The organism is Corynebacterium pelargi, from assembly GCF_014635485.1.
GTDB classification, from domain to species: Bacteria; Actinomycetota; Actinomycetes; order Mycobacteriales; family Mycobacteriaceae; genus Corynebacterium; species Corynebacterium pelargi.
The window spans coordinates 354,055-377,463 of the sequence record NZ_BMCX01000003.1; the positions used below are offsets into that span (position 1 = coordinate 354,055).

Consider the following 23,409-nt stretch of genomic DNA (forward strand, 5'->3'; position numbering starts at 1 on the left):
CTACTGATTCAGGTGCACCACACGGGTGCGGCGCCAGGTGAGGACTCGTCCGAAAACGAAGCGAACGATAGGGCCTGCGATGATGAGCTGCAACGGTAGAGCTGCAATGAAATTGAAGGGAATATTAGCCGCCCACTGCGCCCACACCTCACGGGTGTAGCCAACGGCCATGACCGCGCCAAAACCGCTCATGAGCACGACCATGAACACAATCATGGTGGTAGATACGGTGACGATTTTGGCCCAATTAGGCCACGATGGGCGAATGATTTTTGCAGCCAGCGCCTTCGCCGGCTGAGCTACCACGAAGAAGTCCAAAGCAAAGGCCACGAGCAACGCTAGAGGGAAGCCATAGATGGCCATGCGCAGTGCTTCCCAGGTGAAGCCGTGGATGGCGATCATGTTGTAGAGGCTCATTCCGGCCACCATGATCGGGCACATGAGCAGGGTAAAAAGCAGGGCTTGCTTAGGTGAATTAGGCATGAAAGATCCTCACGTCAAGGGTGTGTATCGGGTGTGTCCTCACCGAAAACCCTCAAGGCTCGGATCGCGCGCCGGCGTAACTGGGGCGTGATGCGAGGGACCTCCCCCAAACGGATATTTCCGGCCGGGAGGTATCGGACTTGGGGCATCATATATAGAACTGCCCACTGCTTCAACTCGACACGGCGCTGGGTTGATGCGCTGACGCTGCGCTGTTGATCCGTTCCGCACCGCAAGGCTGTTAATGCAAGTCAGGCGTTGCGGGCTCGAAGCGTTTGGCGGCATGAGGCCCCGGTGGGCGAAGGACGATCTGCGGGATACTGCCTTCGCTTCCGCCGAACTCTGCCGGGGCACCTTCTTCTACACCGGCTATGCCCCCTTCCCTTACGGCAGTGTGTATTCGGCGAGGAGTCCGCCGGGGGCCACCGGGAGCTATTGGAGACTATTGGAGACTATTAGACGTGTCCACCACTGCAACCACAGCAATTGCTAAATGACACATTCGTAACTCCAGGCCTAAATAGGTGACATAACAGCCTAAAAAATTTGCCAAAACCTGCCAAAACAAGTTGCCTGATTGCCGAGGCTTCACTATCGTTACAGCGAGTTAGATAACAACTTGGTTACATTCCTTGCGCGAACCGTAACCATGGTTGGCGCAAGGAAGAAGGAAGAAGCCCCCGCACCCAGGGGCTTCATGCAGAAGATACGGAAGAAGGCTCATGGAGCAGACTCAGCGCGTGGCAGGTGGCAAGCATCGCAAGCAACCTACCCCAGCACGCAGCCGTATTGCCTTTGTAGCTTTAGCAACCGGCACCGTGTCCACCGCTGGTGCGACCGGTGTTGCACTGGCCAACAATGCCAATCCCGCTATTGAACTCACCGCCGATGCGGCACAGCCAGGCAATGGCAATGCACCGCAGATTCTGGCCATTCCGGAGTTCAAGCCGATGCCCAACCTGGGCGATCAGCTCAACAAGGCAGTGGAGTACTCGAATGTGCTCGCCGCTGCCGATGTAGCCGCTCGCACCCCCAAGCCAAAGGTTCACACCCCGGCCGAGGGCGCTTTCACCTCCGGTTTTGGTATGCGCTGGGGAGTGCTGCACGCCGGTATCGACATTGCCAACGCCACCAATACCCCCATTTACTCGGTGCTCGACGGTGTAGTTATCGACGCTGGTGCAGCTTCCGGCTTTGGCCAGTGGGTTCGCGTCCAGCACGAAGATGGCACGATCACCGTGTATGGACACGTAGAAACTATTAACGTGACCGTGGGCCAGAAGGTAGCCGCCGGTGAACAGATTGCCGGCATGGGCAATCGCGGTTTCTCCACCGGCACCCACCTCCACTTCGAAGTGCACCCCAATGGCGGCGGCCCGGTAGATCCGATTCCCTGGCTTGCAAACCTCGGGATCGTCATCTCCTAGCATTTCTACCCCCTTCTCGGGGGTTTTCTTTTATCTATTGCCCCTAAAACTATTGCAGCCCCGAAAGTTACTGGGTAAGTTTCAGGTTACCCAGTAACCTATTCGATGAGAGGCTTGCCCATGGCAATCAAATACGCGCTCATGGCTTTGCTGCATTCTCAAGAACTATCCGCAAACCAGCTTCGTCACAGTTATCAGGAAGAAACCGACGAGATGTGGCCTTTGAATATTGGCCAAGTCACCCAGACGCTGGATCGACTAGTTCGCGATGGTCTTGTAGCAGAAGCCGGTACGGCACCAAGCAGCAACGGAAGAACAGTCCAGGTCTATCGCCTAAGCGATGCCGGAAAAGAAGCACTCCAACTCTGGTGGCGCACACCAGCACTTCGCACCGAAGACGATCGCGATGAACTCGTGACCAAAATCGTGCTTGCCGCAAACAACGGAGTGGATCTATTAGCACTACTTGATCGACAACGCGCAGGGGTGCTGCAAAAACTGCGGGCACTTCACAAGCAGAACCAAGATCTCCCCGAAGACCGAAGCGCCGAGAAACTGCTCTACGAGCGCAGAATCTTCGACCTTGAAGCCGAAGCTCGTTGGCTTGATCGAGTAGAGGCACTCGCCCCTAAAACCAAAGGAGCCGCATCATGAATCTTCCAATCGAACTACGCAACGTAAACATGGTGTTTGGCTCGAAGGCCTACCCCGTGCAAGCTCTGTGCGACGCCAGCCTGAAGCTTCACCCCGGCGAGCTCATCGCGGTGATGGGACCTTCAGGCTCAGGCAAATCCACCCTGCTAAATGTCGCTGGCCTGCTACAACGCCCCAATTCCGGCGCAGTGCTGGTACACGGCGAAGACACCGCCGGCTTGAGCGATGCCAAGCTTGCAGCTTTTCGACGAACCAAGATCGGGGTCGTCTTCCAACGCTTTAATCTCGTTCCTGAGCTCACCGTGGCTGAAAATATCTCACTACCCCTCGAGCTCGATGGGCAAACTCCCTCCAAACTGCAAGAGGCTATTAGCGAGGCTCTTGACTCAGTTGGGCTTGAAGGGCTCGAAGATCGCTTCCCCGACGAGATCTCCGGTGGACAACAACAGCGCGTTGCCATCGCTCGCGCCCTCATCGGTTCACGCGATGTGTTGCTGGCAGACGAACCAACCGGCGCACTCGATACCGCCACCAGCGACGCCGTAATGAAAGTGCTGCGAGAGCGAGTAGATCACGGAGCAGCCGGCCTGCTTGTCACCCACGAGGCCCGCTTTGCCGGGTGGGCTGACCGAGTGGTGTACATGCGCGATGGCCGCCTCAGTGAGGATAGGGGTGTGTGATGTCTACGCTCCACACCGTCAAAGCTTCCCTTCGGCCCACACTGCGCGATGCCCGCAAGCATTGGTGGCGCTCACTGCTCGCCGTGCTCCTTGTGGCACTACCCGTTGGGGTATTCGCCTTTAGCACCAGCTCAAGTGCAATTTACACCAAGGCCTCCCAAGCAGTAGAACAGCGTAACGTCGCCACCTTCTTTGGCGGAAGCTGCAAGCAAAATGTCGAAGGATGGGGTTCCGATTGCGAGGGCAACTCCGCCAAGGGGGCCGGCCCTTCCGATGCCCTCAACCAAGCCCTACCCAGCGGCTTCGAGGCTACGATCAATGCCGATACCACCGCCAAGATTCAAGCCGTCTCAGGCAAGAAGATCTCGCACCAAACCGGCCTTGCTATCCGCGCACCAGAAAACCTGCGCATGGGTGCTGCCACCCCAGGTATAGGAGACATTGCGCTACCCGTGGATACCGCCCAACGCATCGGAGTCCACCCTGGCGACAAGGTGAAGGTGGAAGTAAGCACGCAGACCCCGAAGGATCAGCAGCTTAAGGCTACAAAAGAACTCACGGTAAACCAGCTCATTGGCAGCGCTAACGCAGTGATCATCCCCGGCACACTGTTTGAGCCCGAGCAGTTGAGCAATTCAGTGGAATCCTCCTGGGTGCTCAGTGGCCCACGCCCCCTTTCCTGGGACGATGTGAAAGCCTTGAACGCCAAAGGCTTCGTGGTGCGTTCCCAAGACGTCATGGATAATCCACCCCCAGCCGAGGAGCTCTACCCTGGCTTTGAAGATTCCTCGGTTGTGCGGGACTTTTACTTCAATGACACTGCTTTCCTCATCGTGAGCATCGCAGCCTATGCCATCATCGCGATCCTCATCTTGCTCGTGGTGGCACCTGTGTTTGCCATCAGCGCCTCCAAGCGCGGCGAAACCTTCGCGTTGATGCGAAGCCAAGGTGCCACCCGCCGCGATATCCGGATTGCTGTGCTCGGTTACGGCCTGGTCGCAGGTGTTGTAGGCGCGCTGCTCGGCACCGCTTTGGGCCTTATCGCGTGCTTTGTGTTCTGGCGCATCAAAGCCCCGAGCGTGCAATTTGCAACACACCTCGAGTTGCTGCCCATTGGCATGATCTTTGCCATTATCGGAGCACTCATCGCCTCCTATCTCCCCGCGTGGCTTGCCGCACGCAGCAACATCAGCCAAAGCGCTGAAGGCGGCAGAATCGACCGGGTGCGCCGTTGGCGCAATTGGATGGCAATCGGACCCGTGATGCTGCTGGTGTTTTTCATCTTCGCGGGGCTGTCACAGGCCTCAGCATTCGGAACGCTGCCGCTTTACGCACTGTGGTTTGATTCCGCATTAACCCTGCTCTATGTACTGATCGCCACCGTTTTATGCGTACCTGCCGTCATCCTGGGCTGCGGGGTACTGCGCAAACCACTGATGCTGAGGCTTGCTGCAACACTCATGCGGCGCCAAATGCTACGGTCTGGCTCTGCGCTTGCAGCCCTGGCTGGCATCACCCTCATCGCCTTTTCCATGGTGAGCACCGAAGATATGCGCACCCAGCGCATGGTTGATCTCACTGCTCGAAGCTATAACACCGCCGCTATTGGTATCGCCGCGATCGAGCAGGATCCTGAATCCTCGACGCATTCCCCTCAGTCGCTTACTGCTGCAGCCAGTACGGTAGAGGCCGAAGTTCCGGTGAAAAAGAAAGTAGATGTGTACCACACCGGAGGTGCCGTGATGCTGCCTGGGTTATCAACGCAGTGGTACACGCAGCACTGCCCTAATAACCAAGGCATCGAGGTAGCTAGCTCGGCGTGTGACGTCCCAGAAAGCGATAATCCGGCAACATTCCTCCTAGGCACCTACGCCGAGCCATTAGTAGCTAAACCTGAGATTCTGGAGTTTTTCAACCTCAAAGGTAATGATTTGGCTCAGGCTAAACGAGCACTCGAACAGGGCAAGGTGCTGGTATCAAAAGACGCTCAGCTCGATGGTGTCCAGGAGGTCGAAACCTCCTTCAATGACGCCCACCCAAAGCTTCAAAAGGTCGAGATGGCCTCGCTTTTGCCCGAAAACACCACAGAGATGGTGATGACGCCCCAGGTGGCAGAAGAGTTGGGATACACCCCAAGCTTTTGGGCCTCGATGTTATTGCTTGAGCACCCCCTCGATGGGCGCACCGTACAGACACTTGACACAACACTGCGCGAATCAGCACCCGATGTGTTCCTCTACACCTACCCAGCACCAAAATCCGTGCAGGATCGGCTGATGTTAAGCGGGCTCTTGCTTGTGCCTTTGGTTCTGGTGGTAGCTATTAGCGCGGTGCTCGGGCTTGGAGACTTACGCAGAATGCAGCGACAACTTGCCGATGTTGGCGCAACACCCGCGCAGCTTCGCGCTCTAGGTGCTACCTCCACATGCCTTCTCGCCGCCTTGGGCACGGTGGTGCCGATGCTGATCGCCATGATGAGCATTTGGATTAGCTCAGAGGGTCCAACATATGGCGAAGATGGAACACTGCTTCGCTTTGGTCAGCGCGATTGGGTGCATTTTGATCCAATTCTTGTGCTGAGTTTGGGCGTGGTGTTCCCGCTTGTGGCCTTATGCATCGGGGCGGCCATGAGCTGGCGCCAGCAAACAGTGCGCTATCGCATGGACTAGTTCCACACACCCCAGGCAACTTCTTGCCTGGGGTGTCGTGTTTGTTTAGAGCTTTTCCATCGGAAGCCCCGGCAGGAGCATCAAGCGCACCGTTCCTGATGAACCAAAATCGATCGTTGCCGTGGATGTTCCCCCCACTGCTGTCACCTCGGTGACAGTTCCGAGCCCGTACTTATCGTGGTTCACGCGGTCACCAACCACCAGTTTGAGTGCAGGTGTGCTCGAACGCGTGGGCATTTTTGGTGCAACCTTGCGTGCTCGACCGGCTTGGGGGTGCCCACCTGAGCCCCATCCCCCACCGTTGAAGCGTTTGGCACCATAGCCACCCCAGGGGTCTTGAGCCGTGGGTTCTTCCCGGCGCCAATCCATAAGCTCTTCTGGGATCTCTGAGAAGAATCGTGATGGCGGATTGGTTACTGCATTGCCCCAGCTCGAACGCAGCATGGCGCGCGAGAGGTAGAGATGCTTGCGCGCGCGGGTAATACCGACATAGGCCAGGCGTCGTTCTTCGGCGAGTTCTTTGGGATCTCCAAGCGCACGCATGTGGGGAAATTGTCCATCTTCCCAGCCGATAAGGAACACCACGGGAAATTCCAGGCCCTTGGCGGTGTGCAGCGTCATCAAGGTGACCACGCCTTGTTCGTGTTCTGGAATTTGGTCGGCATCGGCTACCAACGACACACGCTCAAGAAAGGCCTGAATGCTTCCGGGTGCAGCTTCGCCTTCTTCTGTGCTTATTTCGCTGCCGTCCATTTGCTCATAGGCGAGCTGATTGGCGGCTTCTGAGGAAAATTCACGAGCCACGGAGACCAATTCCTGGAGGTTATCCAGCCTTGCGCCATCTTGAGGATCATTGCTTTGTTCCAGTTGCGCCTTGTAGCCGGTGACATCGAGGATGCGGGCGATGATCTCTCCGATATCCGGCAGCCCGCTGAGCTCACTGATGAGTTGGTCTGCCTCTGAGCGCAGGCTATCCATCATGTCGACGAATTGCGATACGGCCTTGGCGCTGCGTGGATTCAAGGCGCTGACGTGGCCAGCGCGGGCGTCGATAAGCGCCTGGTGCAAGCTCACCTGATGGTGCTGGGCATGAAGCGCGAGGGTGGCAATGGCTTTCTCGCCGATCGCACGACGAGGGGTGTTGATGATGCGCCTTAAAGAGACAGTGTCTTCCGGATTATCAAGCAGCCTCAGATACGCGATCACGTCGCGGATTTCTTTGCGCTCATAAAATCGCGTGCCGCCCACAACCTTGTACGGAATGCCGGTGCGCATGAATACATCTTCAATCGCACGCGAGGAGTTATTGGTGCGATACATCACCGCGATATCTTCATAGGCCACGCCGCGGGCTTCAAGCGCATCAATCTCATTGGCAATAAAACGCGCCTCGTCGTGCTCATTATCGGCAACATAGGCGGCGATCTGCTCTCCCTGCCCAAGCGCGGTCCATAGCTTTTTATCGCGACGGTGTTCATTTTGGGAGATCACCGCATTCGCGGCACTCAAAATGGTTTGGGTGGAGCGATAGTTCTGCTCCAGCAAAATCGTGGTGGCCTGCGGGTAGTCCTGCTCGAATTCTTCAATGTTTCTGATGGTGGCGCCACGGAAGGCATAAATGGACTGATCCGAATCGCCCACAACACAAAGCTCACTGGCATCTGGCCCAGTGCCTACCAGCTCACGTACCAGCACGTACTGCGCATGGTTGGTGTCCTGGTACTCGTCGATGAGCACATGGCGGAAGCGGCGGCGGTAGTATTCCGTGACCTGTGGGTGCTCACGGAAGATGCGGACGACCTCGCCAATCAGATCATCAAAATCCACCGCATTGGATTCACGCAGACGTGCCTGATACTCCACGAATACTTCAGCAACCGTCTTTTCAAAGGGGTTGCGGGTATTCATCGCCTCTTCCAGCGCTGTCTTGGGATCCCGCAATTCGTTTTTCAGATTCGAAATAGCAGTGGCGAGCACCCGGGGAGTGAACTTTTTAATGTCCAGGCCCTGATCCTTAGCAATCATCTGCAGCAGGCGCTTGGAATCATCAGCATCATAGATAGTGAAATTGCTATTGAGCCCTCGAACCAATTGCGCTTGTTCACGCAAAATACGCACGCAGGTGGAGTGGAAGGTAGCAACCCACATCCTTGAGGCCACAGGGCCGACGAGCTCTGTGACGCGCTCGCGCATCTCCGCTGCGGCTTTGTTGGTAAAGGTGATGGCCAAGATCTGCCCAGGATGCACTCCCCTGGCTGCCATCAGATACGCGATCCTTCGCGTGAGCACCGCCGTTTTACCCGAACCAGCACCCGCCACGATCAGCAGCGGTGAGCCGGTGTGCTCAACGGCCTGACGCTGCTGCGGATTTAAGCCCTGGGTGAGTTCCTCGGCACTGGGGTTGCGCGATTGCACAGGAGCACCGTGGAAGGTTTGCTGCTGCGGGGTACGAGCTTGGAAAGGATTGGGCTCGTGTGGCTGGAATGGGGATTGCTGCGTGCTATTCATCGCCTACCAACCTACAACCCAACCCCCGATCAGCATTCGAACACCTGTAGCTAAGCCTGCCCCTGCGCGCTTTTTGTGCCAATCGTGGCACAATAGTTGCTCATGAGCGAGGAGCAGCTGTTTGAAATCCGTATGCCAAGTGGCACCGATGACCCTTTGTCTGATGCCGAGATCCAGCGCTATCGCAAAGAAATCGACCGGCTTGACCGAGAAATCCTCGATGCTGTCAAGCGCCGCGCCCTTATTTCTAAGGCGATCGGCCAAACCCGCATGGGCTCAGGCGGCACCCGTTTGGTGCACACCCGTGAAGTAGCCATTATCAATCAGTTCAGAAAAGAAATTGGCGAGGAAGGCCCAGTGCTTGCAGGTTTGCTCTTAAGGATGGGCCGCGGCAAGCTCGGCAACGCCTCTCAGCAGTAGCTCGCAACTACGCCGAGCAGTAGCTCGCAGCAGCGCCATGCATAAATGAGCGAAGGCCTCGATCCACATTGCTGTGTGTCGAGGCCTTGAGGCGTTTTAGAGCCTACCCGCCACCACGTTGCAGCGGCGGGAGCGCACGTAGCCGAGGTTATTTCGGCAAAGAGATGAATTGGGTGTCGAGGAACTCGTGGATGCCCTCGAAGCCGCCTTCGCGGCCAATACCGGATTGCTTGACGCCACCGAAGGGTGCTGCCGGATCGGAGAGTGCACCCTTGTTCACTGCCACCATGCCGGCTTCGATCTTTTCTGCCACATTCAGTGCTCGCTCCAAACCGGAGGAGAAGACGTAGGCAGCAAGACCAAATTGCGTGTCATTGGCCTTTCGCACGGCCTCTTCATCGCTGGTGAAGGTAGTCACGGCAATCACTGGGCCGAAGATCTCATTGTCCAGGATCTCGGAACCTTCGGGGATATTGCCAAGCACCGTCAGCGGGTAGTAATAACCATCTTCTGGCAAGCCCTCGGGCAGTGCATCGCCAAGGAAACGGGTGGCACCGCGCTCTAGGGCGTCGTCGACAAGCTTGGATACCGTCTCTACCTGATCGGTTCCCGAAAGCGCTGCATAGTCCACATCTTCCAAGGTGGCAGGCCCTTGGCGGAGCTGCTTCATGCGCTCAACCACGCGCTCGGTGAATTCCTCGGCGATGCTTTCTTGCACCAAGAAGCGGTTGGCTGCGATGCACACCTGGCCTGCACCACGCATCTTCGCAGTTGCTACGGCCTCTACAGCGGTGTCCATGTCGGCATCATCAAGCACCACGTAGGGCGCATTGCCACCAAGTTCGAGGGAAACACGAATGGACTTCTCTGCTGCTTTTTGTGCCAGCATCTGACCAATTTCGGTGGAGCCGGTGAAGGTGAATTTGCGCAGGCGTTCATCTTCAAGCAGCGAGGACACGTTCGATGCCTTATTCGACGGCAAGACGGCAACCACACCATCGGGCACGCCTGCCTCTTGCAGCAGCTTTGCCAGATAGAGCATGGTCAGCGGGGTCTTAGAAGCAGGCTTGACCACCATGGTGCAGCCGGCAGCCAGGGCTGGAGCCAATTTGCGCGCACCCATTGCCAGGGGGAAGTTCCACGGGGTAACCGCAAGGCAGGGGCCTACCGGGACGTGGCGCACCACAATGCGGGCGTTACCTGCTGGGCTTTCGCGGTAGTCACCGCGCACGCGCACGGCCTCTTCTGCAAACCAGCGGAAGAATTCCGCAGCATAGGCCACTTCGCCTTGGGAATCCTTCAGTGCGCGACCAAGTTCAAGGGATTGGATGAGGGCGAGTTCTTCGCCGTGTTCGTGGATGAGCTCGAAGGCCTTGCGCAGGATCTCAGAGCGTTCACGGGTCGAGGTTGCAGCCCATTGCTCTTGGACTTCTACGGCCTTATCGAGCGCTTCGCGCGCGTCGTCTTTGCTAGCAGAGGCCACGGTAGCCAACACGGTGCCATCGGAAGGGTTATATACCTCGAGGGTGCCGCCATCTGATCCATCGCGGAATTCTCCGCCGATGAACAAACCAGTGGGGACATCCTGAGGCAATTCAGTGGGGAACTTTTGAGCAGTCATGCCACTACTGTAACCGCGATATGCAGGCTGTGTGTGATCAGCGGTACAAGTTATTTTCAAGCTTTGGGAGGTCACAGGAACTGTGATCAATTCGCAGCACGCGATCAGAGCGATTCGGGCAAAACTGGACTAGCGTTAGAGGTGAACTCATGACCGATCGGAAATAAAGTCGGTATAAAGCAAAACTTGGAATTGCCAGGCTTAGTGAGAAGGCGTCGCCTTTTGCGGGGTTTGGTTCCTGCCAAGATCGTCTACAGAAACGGAGCTCGACTATGTCATTCGACGTCACTGCCACACCGGAATGGGAGGCGCTGGGCAAGCGCCACGAGGCGCTCCAGGCCACTGATCTGCGCACCCTATTTGGTGCAGACGTCAATCGCGCCGAGCGCTTCAGCTTCGATGCCGCTGGATTGCACGTCGATTTGTCGAAGAACTTCATCGATGCCGATACCCTCAATGCGCTGGTGGATCTGGCCAACGCCGCTGATCTAAAGAACAAGATCGAGGCCATGTACCAAGGCGAGCACATCAACAACACCGAGGATCGCGCAGTACTGCACACCGCGTTGCGCATGCCTGTAGAAGATGAGCTGGAAGTCGATGGCCAAGACGTCGCCGCCGATGTGCACGAGGTGCTCGCCCGCATGCGTGACTTTGCCACGGCACTGCGCTCTGGCGCTTGGTTGGGCTATACCGGCCACACCATTAAAACTGTGGTCAATATCGGCATCGGCGGCTCCGACTTAGGCCCCGCCATGGCAGTGAAGGCACTGCGCGCTTATGCCACCGCCGGTATTCACGCCAAGTTCGTCTCCAACGTTGATCCCGCCGACATGGTGGCAGTACTGGATGAGTGCGACCCCGAGTCTACCTTGTTTGTGGTGGCCTCTAAGACCTTCACCACCCAAGAAACCCTGGCCAATGCCCATGCCGCTAAGCGCTGGGTACTGGAGAAGTTCGGCGATGAAGCCGCGGTAGCAAAGCACTTCGTGGCCGTTTCCACCAACGCCGAGAAGGTGGCCGAATTCGGTATTGATACGAAGAACATGTTCGGCTTCTGGAACTGGGTTGGCGGGCGCTACTCCGTGGATTCCGCCATCGGTTTGTCGCTGATGACGGTGATTGGACCCATGGACTTCATGCGCTTCCTCGAAGGCTTCCACGCCATGGATGAGCACTTCCGCACCGCCGATTTCCGCGAGAACATCCCCGTGCTCATGGGCTTGTTGGGCGTGTTCTACAACGACTTCTTTGGTGCAGAAACCCACGCCGTGCTGCCTTACTCCGAGGATCTTGGCCGTTTCCCCGCCTACTTACAGCAGCTCACTATGGAGTCCAACGGCAAGTCTGTGCGCCGCGACGGCACCCCGGTGACCGCCGGTACCGGCGAGATTTTCTGGGGCGAGCCCGGCACCAATGGCCAGCACGCCTTTTTCCAGCTCATGCACCAGGGCACCAAGCTGATCCCCGCAGACTTCATTGGTTTTGCCCGCCCCAAGCAGGATCTGCCCACCGCTAGTGGCGAGGGCTCCATGCATGATCTTTTGATGAGCAACTTCTTTGCCCAAACCAAGGTGCTGGCCTTTGGCAAGACTGCCGAGGAGATTGAGGCCGAGGGCGTTGCCGCCGAGGTTGTGCCCCACAAGGTGATGCCGGGCAACCGCCCCACCACCACCATCCTTGCCGAGGAACTCACCCCCTTTGTGCTTGGTTCCTTGATCGCCCTGTATGAGCACATCGTGTTTACCCAGGGCATGATCTGGGACATCAACTCCTTCGATCAATGGGGCGTTGAGCTGGGCAAGCAGCAGGCCAATGACCTTGCCCCGGCCGTCAGTGGCGAACAGGACGTCGATTCCGGCGATTCCTCCACCGACGAGCTGATCCGCTGGTACCGCTCCAAGCGCTAAGGCCTCTTAGTTTTTCAAGCCCCCCCCCCTTCCCGCCTCACATGCCAGGTGTGGGAGGGGTGTTGGCGTTTTTGGGGGTGGCAAAAGGAAAACCAGCCCCTTGCTGCACATCTCGCAGCAAGGGGCTGGTGTCTTCTACCTGGCGATAGCACAGCAAGCCGGCACGTTTGCTCACTCAGCGCGCCAGCACGTTTGCCAACTCAGCACGCCAGCACGTTTGCTAACTCAGCAAGAACGGCAACGCAACGCACGCCACCACGGTGCCAAAGATGATGGCGGCAAATAGCTTGCCCTGCCAGCGGGCATAGTTGAAGTCGATGCCGATGCCATAGCGACGCTCAACTATTACGCGCTGATCCTCGGGGTTGTAGTAGAAAAGCCCGAACTTGTAGTGGTGATTCACGCCTTCCACCTCGGCCCCCTCTGGCATCCTCCCGGATTGCTGGGCCTTCTCGATTGCTCGTTGCAAACCTCGCGTTTGCGCACTGGCCCACCAAATCAACAGCACCAGCACCACCAGCACGAGAATCATGATGCCAATGAACAGTCCCATCCCATCCATCACGTGCTGGTACTGGGGCAGCACCGAGCACACTTGGACCACCGCGATTACGAGTGCCAGTGCCAGACTGATGTAGGCAATCATTTTGGCTGTCAGCACCCGGTTGAGTTCACTTTGCAGGCGCCGGTCAATGGGGTGATCTTCGGATTCATTTTGCTTCATCGCGTAGGTGGCAATCCCGGTCACGACCACCATCAGCACAATGGTGCCGATGAAGATAAAACTGCCCATAAAAACAGCGCTGATCGATTTCGGCGCAAAATCATCCGGCCCGTCTGCGCCCCAGTGGGTGGGCACCGGCGAGGGAATGTCTTCCCATCGCATCCCCACATACGCCATTGCCCCACCGATGATGAGTGCACACAGCAGGTAGAGCCACTTCACGCTGCGTGTAGAAGGCCTCGGGTGATCTATTCGTTGCCACAGTTGGGCGTTATCCATGATGCTTCCTCTCCGGCTTTCTTTGTTGAGCTTCAAAGCCTCTTCGCCGGCTGGTCGCTTAAGTTTGTAGCTTAGCTCACATACTATCGGAGGCAATACAATAGGGCAATGCCTGAAGCCAACCATCACCACGTAGTACAGATCCGGCCAAGCGAAGGCCCGCACGAATACCAGCAGCTCGTGCACATTTGGGAAGCCAGTGTCCGCGCCACCCACACATTTTTGAGCGAGCAGCACTTCGAAGAAATCCGCGGCAACCTCGCAGAGGGCTACTTCCCCCAAGTCGAACTCCACGTCGCCACCATCGCCGGGAAACCCGTGGGCTTTAGCGGCACCCACGGCGATAGCTTAGAGATGTTGTTTATCCACCCCGATTGGATGCGCCACGGCATCGGCACCCGCCTGCTCCACCACGCCCTCGAACGCGGCATCACCCGCCTGGACGTTAACGAAGAAAACCCGCAGGCCATCGCCTTCTACCAACACCACGGCTTCACCACCACATCACGCAGCGAAACCGACGAGGCCGGCCTGCCCTACCCCATCTTGCACATGGTGCGCTCTTAGCTTTTCGACGCCCCTGCTACCGACCTCAAACGCCACCCACTGGGCAGACCGCGATACAGAGACCAAGCAGTGGAAGTACATAGCACGAGCGTGATGAATATTTTGGCGGGAGTGGCGTCCAAACGCGCGCCTACAAAAGCGGCGAAGAAGATGGTGCCGATCAGCAGCGCGCGGCGAGTCTGCTGAGGTGCCCACGCAAAAGTCAATGCTGTGAGAACCAGTGCTGCACCCACGCTGATGGTGTAGGAAGCGCGGCCATCAAGCGAGTACACCGCGATCAATTGCGCTAGCAGCATCAGCAGCGCTGCGGGGATCCATTTCTGCATGACTTGAAGTATTCCTCAGCAGTGAGACATGAGCGATATGAAACAACAATCCAAGGCAGCACCCACCCGGAGATTAACGGCGCATTTTCTGTGCTGTGCAGGGCAGTTGTAGGCGGTGGTGCGTCGAAAAGCCTGCTGTTGAAATCTTCATAATCCCAGGCCGTGGGGTATCCTCCCCTGAGTAAAAATTTTCTCACCCCGTGAAAGGCGTCGATCCGTGACCCAGCCAGCTCAAAAGCCAAACACCATTAGCAGCAAGATCGCCCATGTGATGGACGATTCCATTAAGGTGCCCGGCACGCAACGGCGCTTCGGACTCGATCCGGTAATGGGTCTGGTGCCAGGTGTCGGCGCGGTCGCCGGTGCGTTGGTGGCGATGGGCATTGTGGCCGACGCGATCCGCTATCGCGTGCCAATCATCGTGCTGCTGCGCATGGGGTTAATGATCATGGTGGATATGATCATCGGCGCAATCCCGTTCATCGGCCAAGCCTTCGACTTCGGTTTTAAGGCCAATAAGCGCAACCTGCGCCTGCTGGAAGAGGCCATCGCCAGCCCAGAGGCAAAGCGCAAGGAAGCCAAGGCCTACATCATCGGCGCGATCCTCGTCTTCGTGCTCTTGCTCGTCCTCATCCTGGTGGGATCTGGTGTGGCCATCTACTTCATCGGCAAGGCGCTTGGGCTTTGGGGCTAAGGCGAATACTCACCGCCTGCCCCTGATGCGGGTGCCACGCTGCACTCATCGCGCCACCGAGGTTACAAGACGCCTCGGCGGCGTTTCTTTTTTGCTCGATACAGGCCACCGCCCACATCCGGATGTTTTGCAGCATCGCAGAAGCTACTGCAGGTTTACTACCCCTACTTCAGGGTCTAGGCATTGCTGTGGCGTTGAAGCCAGCGATAACGTGAGAGCAACCGCAAGCGAAGAAGGTGCATGCCATGAACTCCAAATTCACTCCCCTGATCGCATCCATCGCGCTGCTTGCCCTGCTGCTCGGTACGTTTTTATATGCGCTTATTTCCAAGCCATCTACTTCTATAGCCTCGCAGTGGTTTCCTGCCATCTTTTATGTCGCGGTGCTGCTCATTGCCGTTCTGAGCATCGCTGCAATGCGTAGACACCGCCAGCGCAGCCGCCCTGTGGCGATCATCCACACCATCTCGATGCTGTCAGTGATCCTTGGTGTTGCTTCCTTCTACGTGTTCAATGCCCCCACCACCATCAACATCTTCGGTTTCCTAGCTGTTGCTGGCGGTTCAATTATTGCCTGCCTCAGCGCCATCCCCCTCGCCGTAAGCCCCGAGCCTCAGTAGCTCGTTTTTTGCCAATAGCCCAGCAGCATCCCAGGTGCGGCTCGAAGTGTGATGGGCACCTGCCCTACACTTTCTGCCATGCGCGCATTGCTGTGGTTCAGAGATGATCTTCGAGTCCAAGACAATCTGGCGCTGCTCGCTGCCACCGAATCTGCCGAGGAAGTAGTAGCCGTCTATCTGCTCGATGAGCACTCCCCTGAGGTGCGCCCCCTCGGTGGAGCGTCCAAGTGGTGGCTCCACCACAGCCTCAACGCCTTGCACGCAGAGCTGAAAGCACTCGGCATTCAACTCATCTTCCGCACAGGTGCCGCACGCGAGGCGATCCCCGCGCTTGCGAAAGAAATCCAGGCCTCGGCGGTGTTCTGGAATCGTCGCTATGGCGCTTCGCGAGCCATCGACGCCGATATCAAACAGCACCTCCACCACGAAGGCATCGAAGCGAGTTCTTTTCCGGGCCACCTGCTTTTTGAGCCCTGGAACATCGCCAATAAGCAGGGCGATCCCTATAAGGTCTTTACCCCCTTCTGGCGGGCTTGCCGCGAACAACCTGCCCCCGCCTACCCCAAGGATGCCCCCGATCCCCTTGGTGGCACCCCGAGCGACTTCACCACGGCCTCATTGGATCAGATCCTGCCGCTGCCAACCTGGCCGCATGAATTTGCCCAGCACTGGCAACCCGGCGCGGCTGGGGCCTACGAGGCCTTGGAGGATTTCTTAGACCACACCATCGATGATTATGCCGATGGCCGTGACGTTCCTGCGCTGGGGCACACCTCAAAGCTTTCCCCGCACCTGCGTTTTGGTGAGATCAGCCCCCGCGAAGTCTGGCATGCCGTGGCCGAGCACCCCGCGCACGATTCTGAGGGCGCACGGGTATTCCTCTCCGAGCTGGGCTGGCGCGAATTCGCCTGGCACACGCTCTATCGCCACCCAGACCTTGCTACCCGCGGCCTTGATCGTCGCTTCGACGCGATGGTGTGGGAACACGACCCGGAGGGCTTGACACTGTGGCAACAGGGCAAGACAGGCTTTGGGCTTGTCGACGCAGGCCTGCGCGAACTTTGGCGCACCGGCACCATGCACAATCGCGTGCGCATGGCCGCAGCTTCCCTGCTGGTGAAGAACATGATGATCGACTGGCGCCTTGGCGAGCAATGGTTCTGGGATACCCTGCTGGATGCTGACGAGGCCAGCAACCCCTTCAACTGGCAATGGGTGGCCGGCTGTGGCGCGGACGCCTCTCCCTATTTCCGCATCTTTAACCCGGAAACGCAGCAAAAGAAGTTCGACGCCAACGGCAAGTACGTCAACCGCTGGGCACCCGACTGGATGGCTCATACCCCTGTGGTGGATCTACGCGAATCGCGCGCCCGGGCACTGACCGCCTTTGATGCGATCAAGGGGCTGCCGCGCTAGTGGCTTCACTAGCACGGCCTAGTTCCCACGCAGGGGCTGGCAGTGCGGGCACCACCAGATGATGCGCTCAAGTTCGGCACGTGGATCGTCGACAAGCGAAGATTTTTCAATCAGGTTGCCGCAACGCCTGCAGGGTTTGTGATTGCGCCCAAACACATAGGAGGTTTCGCCCGCACGCCGCACCCCGGTGGATACGCGAATGGGCGAAAGTCGGTTGTCCCACATCAGATTGCGCGTAACCTGAAGGATCCGATCCACGTCCACGTATCGCACTCGCTCGGCGGGATGCACCCCGCAAATAAAACAGATCTCCGCGCGGTACTCATTGCCCACACCGGCGAGAATTTTCTGATCCAACAAGGCCAACCCGATGGCTCGATCAGGCTGCGCGAGCATCCGCCGGCGCGCTTCTTCTTCGCCGCCTTCCAACCAAGCATCGCCCAACACATCAGGACCTAGGTGGCCGATCTGGTTGTGGTATTCGCTGGTGGGATACACCCGCACCATGCCTAAGTCGTGGCCTACCACCTCGATGGGGCGCGGCTGCGGGGCGCCTTCGAGCTCTAGTACCACGCGCGCACTAAAGCCTGGCTTGCGCCACTTATCACCCTTGAGGTGCACCGCCCAGGTGCCCTCCATTTTCAGGTGCGTGTGCAAGATCTCCGGCCCGAACTGCATAAAGAGGTGTTTGCCATAAGGCCACACGCGATCGACGATGCGCCCATCAAAATTGGCCAGGGCAAAATTGGGCACGCGGATGCTGGTGCCAAGCACCTCGCGGCCTTGCATGAACTGCATGCGCCTGGATAGTTGATAGACGGAATCACCCTCTGGCATGCACAACAGTGTATGACTTGTTGGCATGAGCACCACGCACCCATCCCCGCTCGGCGGCAGGCGCCCTACCCGCGATGAGCTTCCCGGATTCTATGGCCATCCTGTCAGCGACCGCCTGCCGGAACCCGGCGCGCCGCAACTAGAGCTACTGATCGTCGGTGTGAACCCCGGTTTGTGGACGGCCGCCGTCAACGCCCCCTTCGCTCACCCCGGTAACCGCTTTTGGCCCTCGCTTGATCGCGCGGGCATTATCAGCCCCGTGGTGGAATGCTCAGCCGGCATGAGCGATAGCGACGAGCAACGCCTGCGCGAGCTTCGCATCGGCATTACGAACCTGGTTGCCCGCGCCACGGCTCGCGCCGACGAACTAGAAAAGCAGGAGCTTATCCGCGGTGCCCGCCGCGTGGTTGATTTAGTGTGCGAGCTTGAACCCAAGCGCGTGGCCGTCGCCGGCATCACCGCGTTTCGCACGGCCTTTGGGCTGCGCAAGACAAAGCTGGGCAAGCAAGATACCTCGCTGATTCCCGGCTGGCCTGCCCACGTGCCGCTGTGGGTCGTGCCTCAGCCAAGTGGGCTGAACGCGCACGAAAATATCGACACCCTGGCCGCCAAGTGGCAGGCAGTGATGCACGACTAGCGCCGCCAACCCCCAGAGCCATACCCTCCGCGCTTCGGCCCGCGGTCGCGGAAGGGATTTAAGCCCTTCTCCCCCACGCTGCCATCGGGGTTCACACCGGTCTGGCCGTTAAAGGGCACATCTTCAAGCGCGCTGCTTAAATCACGGCCGCGTCGTGCACCCGAGCCCGTATCCACGGGTTGGCCGGCAATGCGGATACCGCGTGGAGTAATGGATGCCCCGGCACCGCGCATAAGCTCCACGTACCCGCCTGTCAGTGCTGCTTCGCCATTGACCTTCTCAATGACCAAGCGGCTGAGCATGTTCTGGCCTACCGCCTGGCTTAATGCTTGCACCACCAATTGTGCGAGTGTTTCTTGACTAATACCGGGCGGAGGATCTAAGAGCGTGAGCGTTTTTCCGCCACGGGTGAGGTGGGCTGCAAGGAGGCCGTCGATAAGCACCACAACCGCACCGGCGGACCTGCTGAGTGTTCCTTGCACCTCTGGCCACGCCAAGGCCGCGCCATAGGGGTTGGCGGGATCGCAGGCAGCAAGAACCACCACGGTTGGTTCCTTGGTGCCACTGGGCCAGCCTTCAACATCTGGAGTATCGCTCAGGCCACGCAACCAGTCGATCACCGCAGGGGTAGAAAACTGTGCGCCACCGAGACCTTCAATGATGTAGCCGCGCATGGCTTTACCGGACTCTTCAAAGCGCGTGAGCACGCGGTAGGCCAGCGCAAAGCCACCCAATACATCTTCTGCCACCACGCTGCCACGGGTGACTACACCATAGCGATCCAACCAGGCCTCGCCGTGGGCTACCGAACGGGCGGTGGCATCGGAATTGGCCAGCGGTGCCATAGCCCAACGGCCTTTCATATCCTCCGGTTGGCCAGCCCTTTGTGCCTGGGCAAAGCTGGTGCGGCCCATGCGCAGCCGGGAGCGATTCGGTGTACGCCGTGCGCGGTGCGATGCCTTGCCGCCACCTCCTGCTGCAGCAAGGCGCGCGCGGATCGGGGTGAAGCTATCGGGAGAGACTAAGCCTGCCTCGAACAAACCCCAGAGGGCCTCGCGGATTTCTAAGTCCGTGGCCGTGCCGTGAATCAAACCGAGGTCTTCGCCACTGACTTCCTCACGCAATGCAGCAAATAAGAAGCTGCCGCCGTGGCGCATGACCTCAAGCAACTGGGTTTGTAAGTGGCTTAGTTCCACCTCAGCAGGCTCAGGCATGAGCTCTGCTGCATAGTCACTCGGCAGCAACATCACCCAAGGATCCGCTGCTCCGGCACTGCCTGCGCCTACCACGAGTACCTCACCGGATGCGGTGAGCTCATCTAAATCCAGTGGCGAGTAGTTCCGCACACGCTGCGGTAACACCAGCGTTTCCCAAGCAGAAGCCGGAAGGCGCACGCCGGCGAGTTGTTCGACCACGGCAAACACACCATCGGCACCCATGGCCTCGGGGCGCTCGCCCACCGCCGCCACCTGCTGCCAGGCAGGCAGGAAGCGCCCATAGGCGCTGGGGCTTACCGGCTGGGTTTCTGCACGCGCTGCCGCCAAGGAACGCGAGCGGATGGTCTTGAGCACCTCAGGGGCAACGTATTCGGACTCATCAACGCCCTGGCGGAAATGCCCGCTGAGCAGGCGCCCATCTGCCTCAAACGCACTCAAGACGGTATGAGCCACACCCGCTGCCAAACCAAAAGCGCGCTGCAGATCGCCCAATACAAATGGCCCGCGGGTGCGCGACCACCTGGCCACCAATTGCTCTAAGGCATCGGGAATGGTTTCTACCTGCGCTGCCACCCCAGGTGGAACGGGAATGCCTAAACCATCACGCAACAACGGCGCATCGAGCACTTGAGCCAGGTGCGGCACACCCGCGATGCGCACCGTCATCACACGACCGGAGAGTGCAGCAATGGATTGGGCATGCAGCTCCTCGGCGGATGCTGCGAAATTGGCAATCTCGGGCAGTGCCTCAAGGGGTACTGGGCCAAGCACGCGCAGGGCGTCGGCAAGCTCCTCGGGGCTTCGGGCTTGGCGATCTTCTGCCACGCGGCGCAGGCGCTGATCAATCTCGGTGATGATCTCTGGATCCAGCAGATTGCGCAGCTCAACGGTGCCCAAAAGCTTGGCCAGCAGGGCCGGATCAAGTGCTAATGCCGCGGCGCGTTTTTCCGCCAGGGGCGAATCGCCCTCGTACATGAATGCGCCGGTGTAATTGAACAGGATCGAGGAGGCAAAGGGGCTTGGTTGCTGCGTGGTGACCTCCGCGATGCGCACTTTGCGCAAGGCAATAGCCCGCAACAGCGACTGCAAAGCCGGAAGGTCGTAAACATCCTTGAGGCATTCGCGCACCGTTTCCAAGATGATGGGAAAGCTTGGGTATTTGCGCGCAACGTCCAATAACTGTGCGGCGCGTTGGCGCTGCTGCCACAAGGGCGCGCGTTTTCCGGGATGCTTGCGCGGCAACAGCAGGGCGCGGGCGGCGCACTCACGAAAACGGGAGGCAAACAGTGCTGAATTACCCACCTGTTCAGCCACAATCTGTTCAATCTCGTCCGGGTCCACCACAAAGAGTGCCGCCGAGGGTTCTTCTTCCGCCTCCGGTAAACGCAGCACGATGCCATCATCTGAGCTCACGGCCTGTGCATCCATGCCAGTTTCTTGGGCGATGCGAGCACCCACCGCAAGCGCCCAGGCGGCATTCACGCCACGGCCATAGGGGGTGTGCAGCACCACGCGCCAATCGCCTAATTCATCGCGGAAACGCTCCAACACCAGGGTTTGCTCATCGGGCACGATGCCGGTGGCTTCGCGCTGCTCTTGGAGAAACGCAATGAGGTTTCTGCGGGCGCGCTCATCTAAGCCAATGCCGTCGAGTTCGCCTTCGTTGGCGAGCACGTGGCGTCGAAAAGCTCCAAGTGCGGCACCAAGTTCTGCCGGGCGGCCTGCCTGATCGCCCGACCAAAACGGCAAACGCCCCGTATGCCCTGGGGCCGGAGTAACAAGCACCTGGTCGCGGGTGATTTCTTCGATGCGCCAGCTTGAGGCACCGAGGGTGAAGATATCGCCCACGCGGGACTCATAGACCATCTCCTCGTCCAACTCGCCCACGCGACGCGGCACGCCCTCGCCGCCTACAAGAAAGACCCCGAACATGCCGCGATCCGGAATGGTGCCGCCGGAGGTGACGGCCACACGCTGGGCACCTGGGCGAGCAGACATGATGCCGTTGATGCGGTCGAAGGTGATCCGCGGGCGCAGCTCGGCAAAATCGGTGGAGGGATACACCCCGCTTGCCAGGTCAATCACGGCATTAAACACATCGCGCGCAAGGTTTCGGTATGGATATGAACGCAATACAGTTGCGTACCACTCTTCTACATCCAGATCCTCCATGGACACCGCGGCGATGGTTTGCTGCACCAGCACATCCAGGGGATTCATAGGCACGCTGAGCTCTTCAATCAAACCCTGGCGCATCCGCTGCACCGTCACCGCCGACTGCACCAAATCCGAGCGATGCTTGGGATAAAACGAGCCCTTCGACACCGCACCCACCACGTGCCCGGCACGGCCAACTCGCTGCAAACCACTGGCCACCGAAGGTGGCGACTCCACCTGAATCACCAGCTCAACCGCGCCCATATCGATGCCCAACTCCAGCGAACTGGTGGCCACCACTGCTTTGAGCGCACCTTCTTTGAGCATCGTTTCTGTCAGTGCGCGCTCATCCTTCGACACCGAGCCGTGGTGCGCACGCGCGATCACCGCAGGCGCCTTGCCGGCAACATCGCTGGCCTTCATAAGCTGCGCCGGGGTGCGCCGTAGTTCTGGCGATAGGGTCTCCGGCGCGTGTTGCATGGCGTGCAACTCATTTAAGCGACTGGTTAAACGCTCCGCAGTACGCCTGGAATTAACAAACACCAAGGTAGAGCGGTGCGCCATGACCTCATCAAAGAGCTCTTGCTCAATAAAAGGCCAAATCGATCCCTGTTGCGGCAGCGCAGATTCTTGGCTTTGTGGCACCACGCCTGCTTCTTCGGGCGCACCTTCCAGTGCATCTTCGGGCGCATCTTCCAGTGGAGTCATCAGCCCCAATGGATCATCGATGGTGGCCTCACCGATGGTGGAACCGGGCTCTGGGGTGGGAAGATCCGACATATCCTCAACCGGCACATGCACATCGAGCTGCCAGCGCTTTTCTAAGGGCGGATCGACAATCTGCACCGGCCTATCGCCGCCAAGAAATTTCGCCACCGTATCTAAGGGCCGCACCGTGGCAGATAGACCAATGCGCTGGATGGGGTGCTGGGCCAGGCGTTCAAGGCGCTCCAGGGTAAGGGCAAGGTGCACACCACGTTTGGTGCCAGCAAGGGCGTGGATTTCATCAATAATCACCGTCTCCACGCCGGATAAAATCCCACCGGCCTTCGAGGTGAGCATCAGGTAGGCGGATTCGGGCGTGGTGATCAAAATATCCGGAGGCCTGCGCACTTGGCGGGAGCGCTCAGCTTGAGGCGTATCACCGCTTCGCACCCCCACAGAAATCTCGGCCGGATCAAGCCCGAGGCGCGCAGCAACTTGGTTAATGCCGTATAAGGGAGCGCGCAGGTTATTTTCTACGTCCACACCCAGTGCTTTGAGCGGCGAGATATACAGCACTTTTACCCCGTCGCCCTGCTTGGCAGTCTTTGGCTGTGCAGCGCCGGTGGGCAGCGCCATTTGGCCAGGGGCCTCCACTAAGCCGTTGAGTGCCCATAAAAACGCCGCCAGCGTTTTACCCGAGCCGGTAGGTGCCACCACGAGGGCATGCTCACCAGCAGAGATGTGGCGCCAGGCTTGCTCTTGCACAGCCGTAGGCGCTGCGAAGACCTCTTGAAACCACGTGGCTACCTGAGGCCGAAAGCGCGTGAGAATGCTCTCGGAGGGAAGGTTGGACATGTG

17 protein-coding genes and 1 pseudogene are annotated in these 23,409 nt (G+C 58.6%); 11 read left to right on the forward strand and 7 right to left on the reverse strand.

The window, feature by feature from the left end:
- On the reverse strand, nucleotides 1-483 hold the full coding sequence (locus tag IEU99_RS08110) for a DUF2798 domain-containing protein (RefSeq protein ID WP_128890190.1): 483 nt from the start codon (nucleotides 481-483) through the stop codon (nucleotides 1-3).
- Between the two features lie 722 nt (nucleotides 484-1,205).
- Here IEU99_RS08110 and IEU99_RS08115 point away from each other — a divergent pair.
- The 4 genes from IEU99_RS08115 to IEU99_RS08130 all read left to right on the forward strand — a co-directional run bounded on the left by IEU99_RS08115 (nucleotide 1,206) and on the right by IEU99_RS08130 (nucleotide 5,913).
- A complete protein-coding gene (locus tag IEU99_RS08115) occupies nucleotides 1,206-1,910 on the forward strand; it encodes a M23 family metallopeptidase (RefSeq protein WP_128890191.1) in 705 nt (234 codons plus the stop codon).
- Between the two features lie 120 nt (nucleotides 1,911-2,030).
- On the forward strand, nucleotides 2,031-2,564 hold the full coding sequence (locus tag IEU99_RS08120; protein WP_128890192.1) for a PadR family transcriptional regulator: 534 nt from the start codon (nucleotides 2,031-2,033) through the stop codon (nucleotides 2,562-2,564).
- Nucleotides 2,561-3,244: an ABC transporter ATP-binding protein gene (locus IEU99_RS08125; protein WP_128890193.1), complete on the forward strand. Its 684-nt coding sequence runs from the start codon at nucleotides 2,561-2,563 to the stop codon at nucleotides 3,242-3,244. Before IEU99_RS08120 ends, IEU99_RS08125 begins: the two co-directional genes overlap by 4 nt.
- Entirely contained in the window at nucleotides 3,244-5,913 is a 2,670-nt protein-coding gene (locus IEU99_RS08130) for an ABC transporter permease (RefSeq protein ID WP_128890194.1), read from the forward strand. The genes IEU99_RS08125 and IEU99_RS08130 overlap by 1 nt, the downstream gene beginning before the upstream one ends.
- 45 nt (nucleotides 5,914-5,958) lie before the next feature.
- On the opposite strand, the gene pcrA is transcribed toward IEU99_RS08130, so the two are convergent.
- Nucleotides 5,959-8,421 carry a DNA helicase PcrA gene (gene pcrA / locus IEU99_RS08135; RefSeq protein WP_128890195.1) on the reverse strand — a complete coding sequence of 821 codons (2,463 nt, stop codon included), beginning with the start codon at nucleotides 8,419-8,421 and terminating at the stop codon, nucleotides 5,959-5,961.
- 102 nt (nucleotides 8,422-8,523) lie between these two features.
- Between pcrA and IEU99_RS08140 the strand changes: the two genes are divergently transcribed.
- Nucleotides 8,524-8,841, forward strand: a complete 318-nt coding sequence (locus IEU99_RS08140) for a chorismate mutase (protein ID WP_128890196.1) — start codon at nucleotides 8,524-8,526, stop codon at nucleotides 8,839-8,841.
- Between the two features lie 148 nt (nucleotides 8,842-8,989).
- Here the strand turns inward: IEU99_RS08140 and IEU99_RS08145 are convergent, their stop codons facing one another.
- Nucleotides 8,990-10,462 (reverse strand): NAD-dependent succinate-semialdehyde dehydrogenase, encoded by a 1,473-nt coding sequence (locus tag IEU99_RS08145; protein ID WP_128890197.1) that lies wholly within the window; start codon nucleotides 10,460-10,462, stop codon nucleotides 8,990-8,992.
- 272 nt (nucleotides 10,463-10,734) lie between these two features.
- Between IEU99_RS08145 and pgi the strand changes: the two genes are divergently transcribed.
- The gene (gene pgi, locus IEU99_RS08150) at nucleotides 10,735-12,372 is read left to right on the forward strand and encodes a glucose-6-phosphate isomerase (protein WP_128890198.1); all 1,638 of its coding nucleotides are present in this window, start codon (nucleotides 10,735-10,737) and stop codon (nucleotides 12,370-12,372) included.
- Between the two features lie 220 nt (nucleotides 12,373-12,592).
- On the opposite strand, the gene IEU99_RS08155 is transcribed toward pgi, so the two are convergent.
- Nucleotides 12,593-13,375, reverse strand: coding sequence for a DUF1648 domain-containing protein (locus IEU99_RS08155; RefSeq protein ID WP_164931171.1), 783 nt, complete (start codon nucleotides 13,373-13,375; stop codon nucleotides 12,593-12,595).
- Between the two features lie 96 nt (nucleotides 13,376-13,471).
- Between IEU99_RS08155 and IEU99_RS08160 the strand changes: the two are divergent.
- Nucleotides 13,472-13,942: pseudogene (locus IEU99_RS08160) on the forward strand (GNAT family N-acetyltransferase); the annotation flags it as partial.
- Here the strand turns inward: IEU99_RS08160 and IEU99_RS08165 are convergent.
- Nucleotides 13,939-14,268 (reverse strand): hypothetical protein, encoded by a 330-nt coding sequence (locus IEU99_RS08165; RefSeq protein WP_128890201.1) that lies wholly within the window; start codon nucleotides 14,266-14,268, stop codon nucleotides 13,939-13,941. The pseudogene IEU99_RS08160 and the gene IEU99_RS08165 overlap by 4 nt on opposite strands.
- A 217-nt stretch (nucleotides 14,269-14,485) precedes the next feature.
- Between IEU99_RS08165 and IEU99_RS08170 the strand changes: the two genes are divergently transcribed.
- From IEU99_RS08170 to IEU99_RS08180, 3 genes are all read left to right on the forward strand, one after another.
- Entirely contained in the window at nucleotides 14,486-14,962 is a 477-nt protein-coding gene (locus IEU99_RS08170) for a DUF4112 domain-containing protein (protein WP_128890202.1), read from the forward strand.
- Between the two features lie 245 nt (nucleotides 14,963-15,207).
- A complete protein-coding gene (locus tag IEU99_RS08175) occupies nucleotides 15,208-15,582 on the forward strand; it encodes a hypothetical protein (protein WP_128890203.1) in 375 nt (124 codons plus the stop codon).
- 78 nt (nucleotides 15,583-15,660) lie between these two features.
- Complete coding sequence (locus IEU99_RS08180) at nucleotides 15,661-16,998, forward strand: cryptochrome/photolyase family protein (RefSeq protein ID WP_128890204.1); 1,338 nt, start codon at nucleotides 15,661-15,663, stop codon at nucleotides 16,996-16,998.
- Nucleotides 16,999-17,016: 18 nt separating this feature from the next.
- On the opposite strand, the gene IEU99_RS08185 is transcribed toward IEU99_RS08180, so the two are convergent.
- Nucleotides 17,017-17,835 (reverse strand): DNA-formamidopyrimidine glycosylase family protein, encoded by an 819-nt coding sequence (locus IEU99_RS08185; RefSeq protein ID WP_128890205.1) that lies wholly within the window; start codon nucleotides 17,833-17,835, stop codon nucleotides 17,017-17,019.
- A 25-nt stretch (nucleotides 17,836-17,860) separates the two neighbouring features.
- On the opposite strand from IEU99_RS08185, the gene IEU99_RS08190 reads away from it, so the two are divergent.
- Nucleotides 17,861-18,472 carry a mismatch-specific DNA-glycosylase gene (locus IEU99_RS08190; RefSeq protein ID WP_128890206.1) on the forward strand — a complete coding sequence of 204 codons (612 nt, stop codon included), beginning with the start codon at nucleotides 17,861-17,863 and terminating at the stop codon, nucleotides 18,470-18,472.
- Here the strand turns inward: IEU99_RS08190 and IEU99_RS08195 are convergent.
- Nucleotides 18,469-23,406, reverse strand: coding sequence for an Lhr family helicase (locus tag IEU99_RS08195; protein WP_128890207.1), 4,938 nt, complete (start codon nucleotides 23,404-23,406; stop codon nucleotides 18,469-18,471). The genes IEU99_RS08190 and IEU99_RS08195 overlap by 4 nt on opposite strands.
- Nucleotides 23,407-23,409: the final 3 nt, after the last annotated feature.

Excerpts from the sequence above, each read along its gene's own strand:
- IEU99_RS08195 (WP_128890207.1), bottom strand. The coding sequence starts at position 23,406 with ATGTCCAACCTTCCCTCCGAGAGCATTCTCACGCGCTTTCGGCCTCAG.
- pgi (WP_128890198.1), top strand. The coding sequence starts at position 10,735 with ATGTCATTCGACGTCACTGCCACACCGGAATGGGAGGCGCTGGGCAAG.
- IEU99_RS08185 (WP_128890205.1), bottom strand. The coding sequence starts at position 17,835 with ATGCCAGAGGGTGATTCCGTCTATCAACTATCCAGGCGCATGCAGTTC.
- IEU99_RS08115 (WP_128890191.1), top strand. The coding sequence starts at position 1,206 with ATGGAGCAGACTCAGCGCGTGGCAGGTGGCAAGCATCGCAAGCAACCT.
- IEU99_RS08130 (WP_128890194.1), top strand. The coding sequence starts at position 3,244 with ATGTCTACGCTCCACACCGTCAAAGCTTCCCTTCGGCCCACACTGCGC.
- pcrA (WP_128890195.1), bottom strand. The coding sequence starts at position 8,421 with ATGAATAGCACGCAGCAATCCCCATTCCAGCCACACGAGCCCAATCCT.
- IEU99_RS08110 (WP_128890190.1), bottom strand. The coding sequence starts at position 483 with ATGCCTAATTCACCTAAGCAAGCCCTGCTTTTTACCCTGCTCATGTGC.
- IEU99_RS08175 (WP_128890203.1), top strand. The coding sequence starts at position 15,208 with ATGAACTCCAAATTCACTCCCCTGATCGCATCCATCGCGCTGCTTGCC.
- IEU99_RS08120 (WP_128890192.1), top strand. The coding sequence starts at position 2,031 with ATGGCAATCAAATACGCGCTCATGGCTTTGCTGCATTCTCAAGAACTA.
- IEU99_RS08155 (WP_164931171.1), bottom strand. The coding sequence starts at position 13,375 with ATGGATAACGCCCAACTGTGGCAACGAATAGATCACCCGAGGCCTTCT.
- IEU99_RS08125 (WP_128890193.1), top strand. The coding sequence starts at position 2,561 with ATGAATCTTCCAATCGAACTACGCAACGTAAACATGGTGTTTGGCTCG.
- IEU99_RS08180 (WP_128890204.1), top strand. The coding sequence starts at position 15,661 with ATGCGCGCATTGCTGTGGTTCAGAGATGATCTTCGAGTCCAAGACAAT.
- IEU99_RS08190 (WP_128890206.1), top strand. The coding sequence starts at position 17,861 with ATGAGCACCACGCACCCATCCCCGCTCGGCGGCAGGCGCCCTACCCGC.
- IEU99_RS08140 (WP_128890196.1), top strand. The coding sequence starts at position 8,524 with ATGAGCGAGGAGCAGCTGTTTGAAATCCGTATGCCAAGTGGCACCGAT.
- IEU99_RS08165 (WP_128890201.1), bottom strand. The coding sequence starts at position 14,268 with ATGCAGAAATGGATCCCCGCAGCGCTGCTGATGCTGCTAGCGCAATTG.
- IEU99_RS08145 (WP_128890197.1), bottom strand. The coding sequence starts at position 10,462 with ATGACTGCTCAAAAGTTCCCCACTGAATTGCCTCAGGATGTCCCCACT.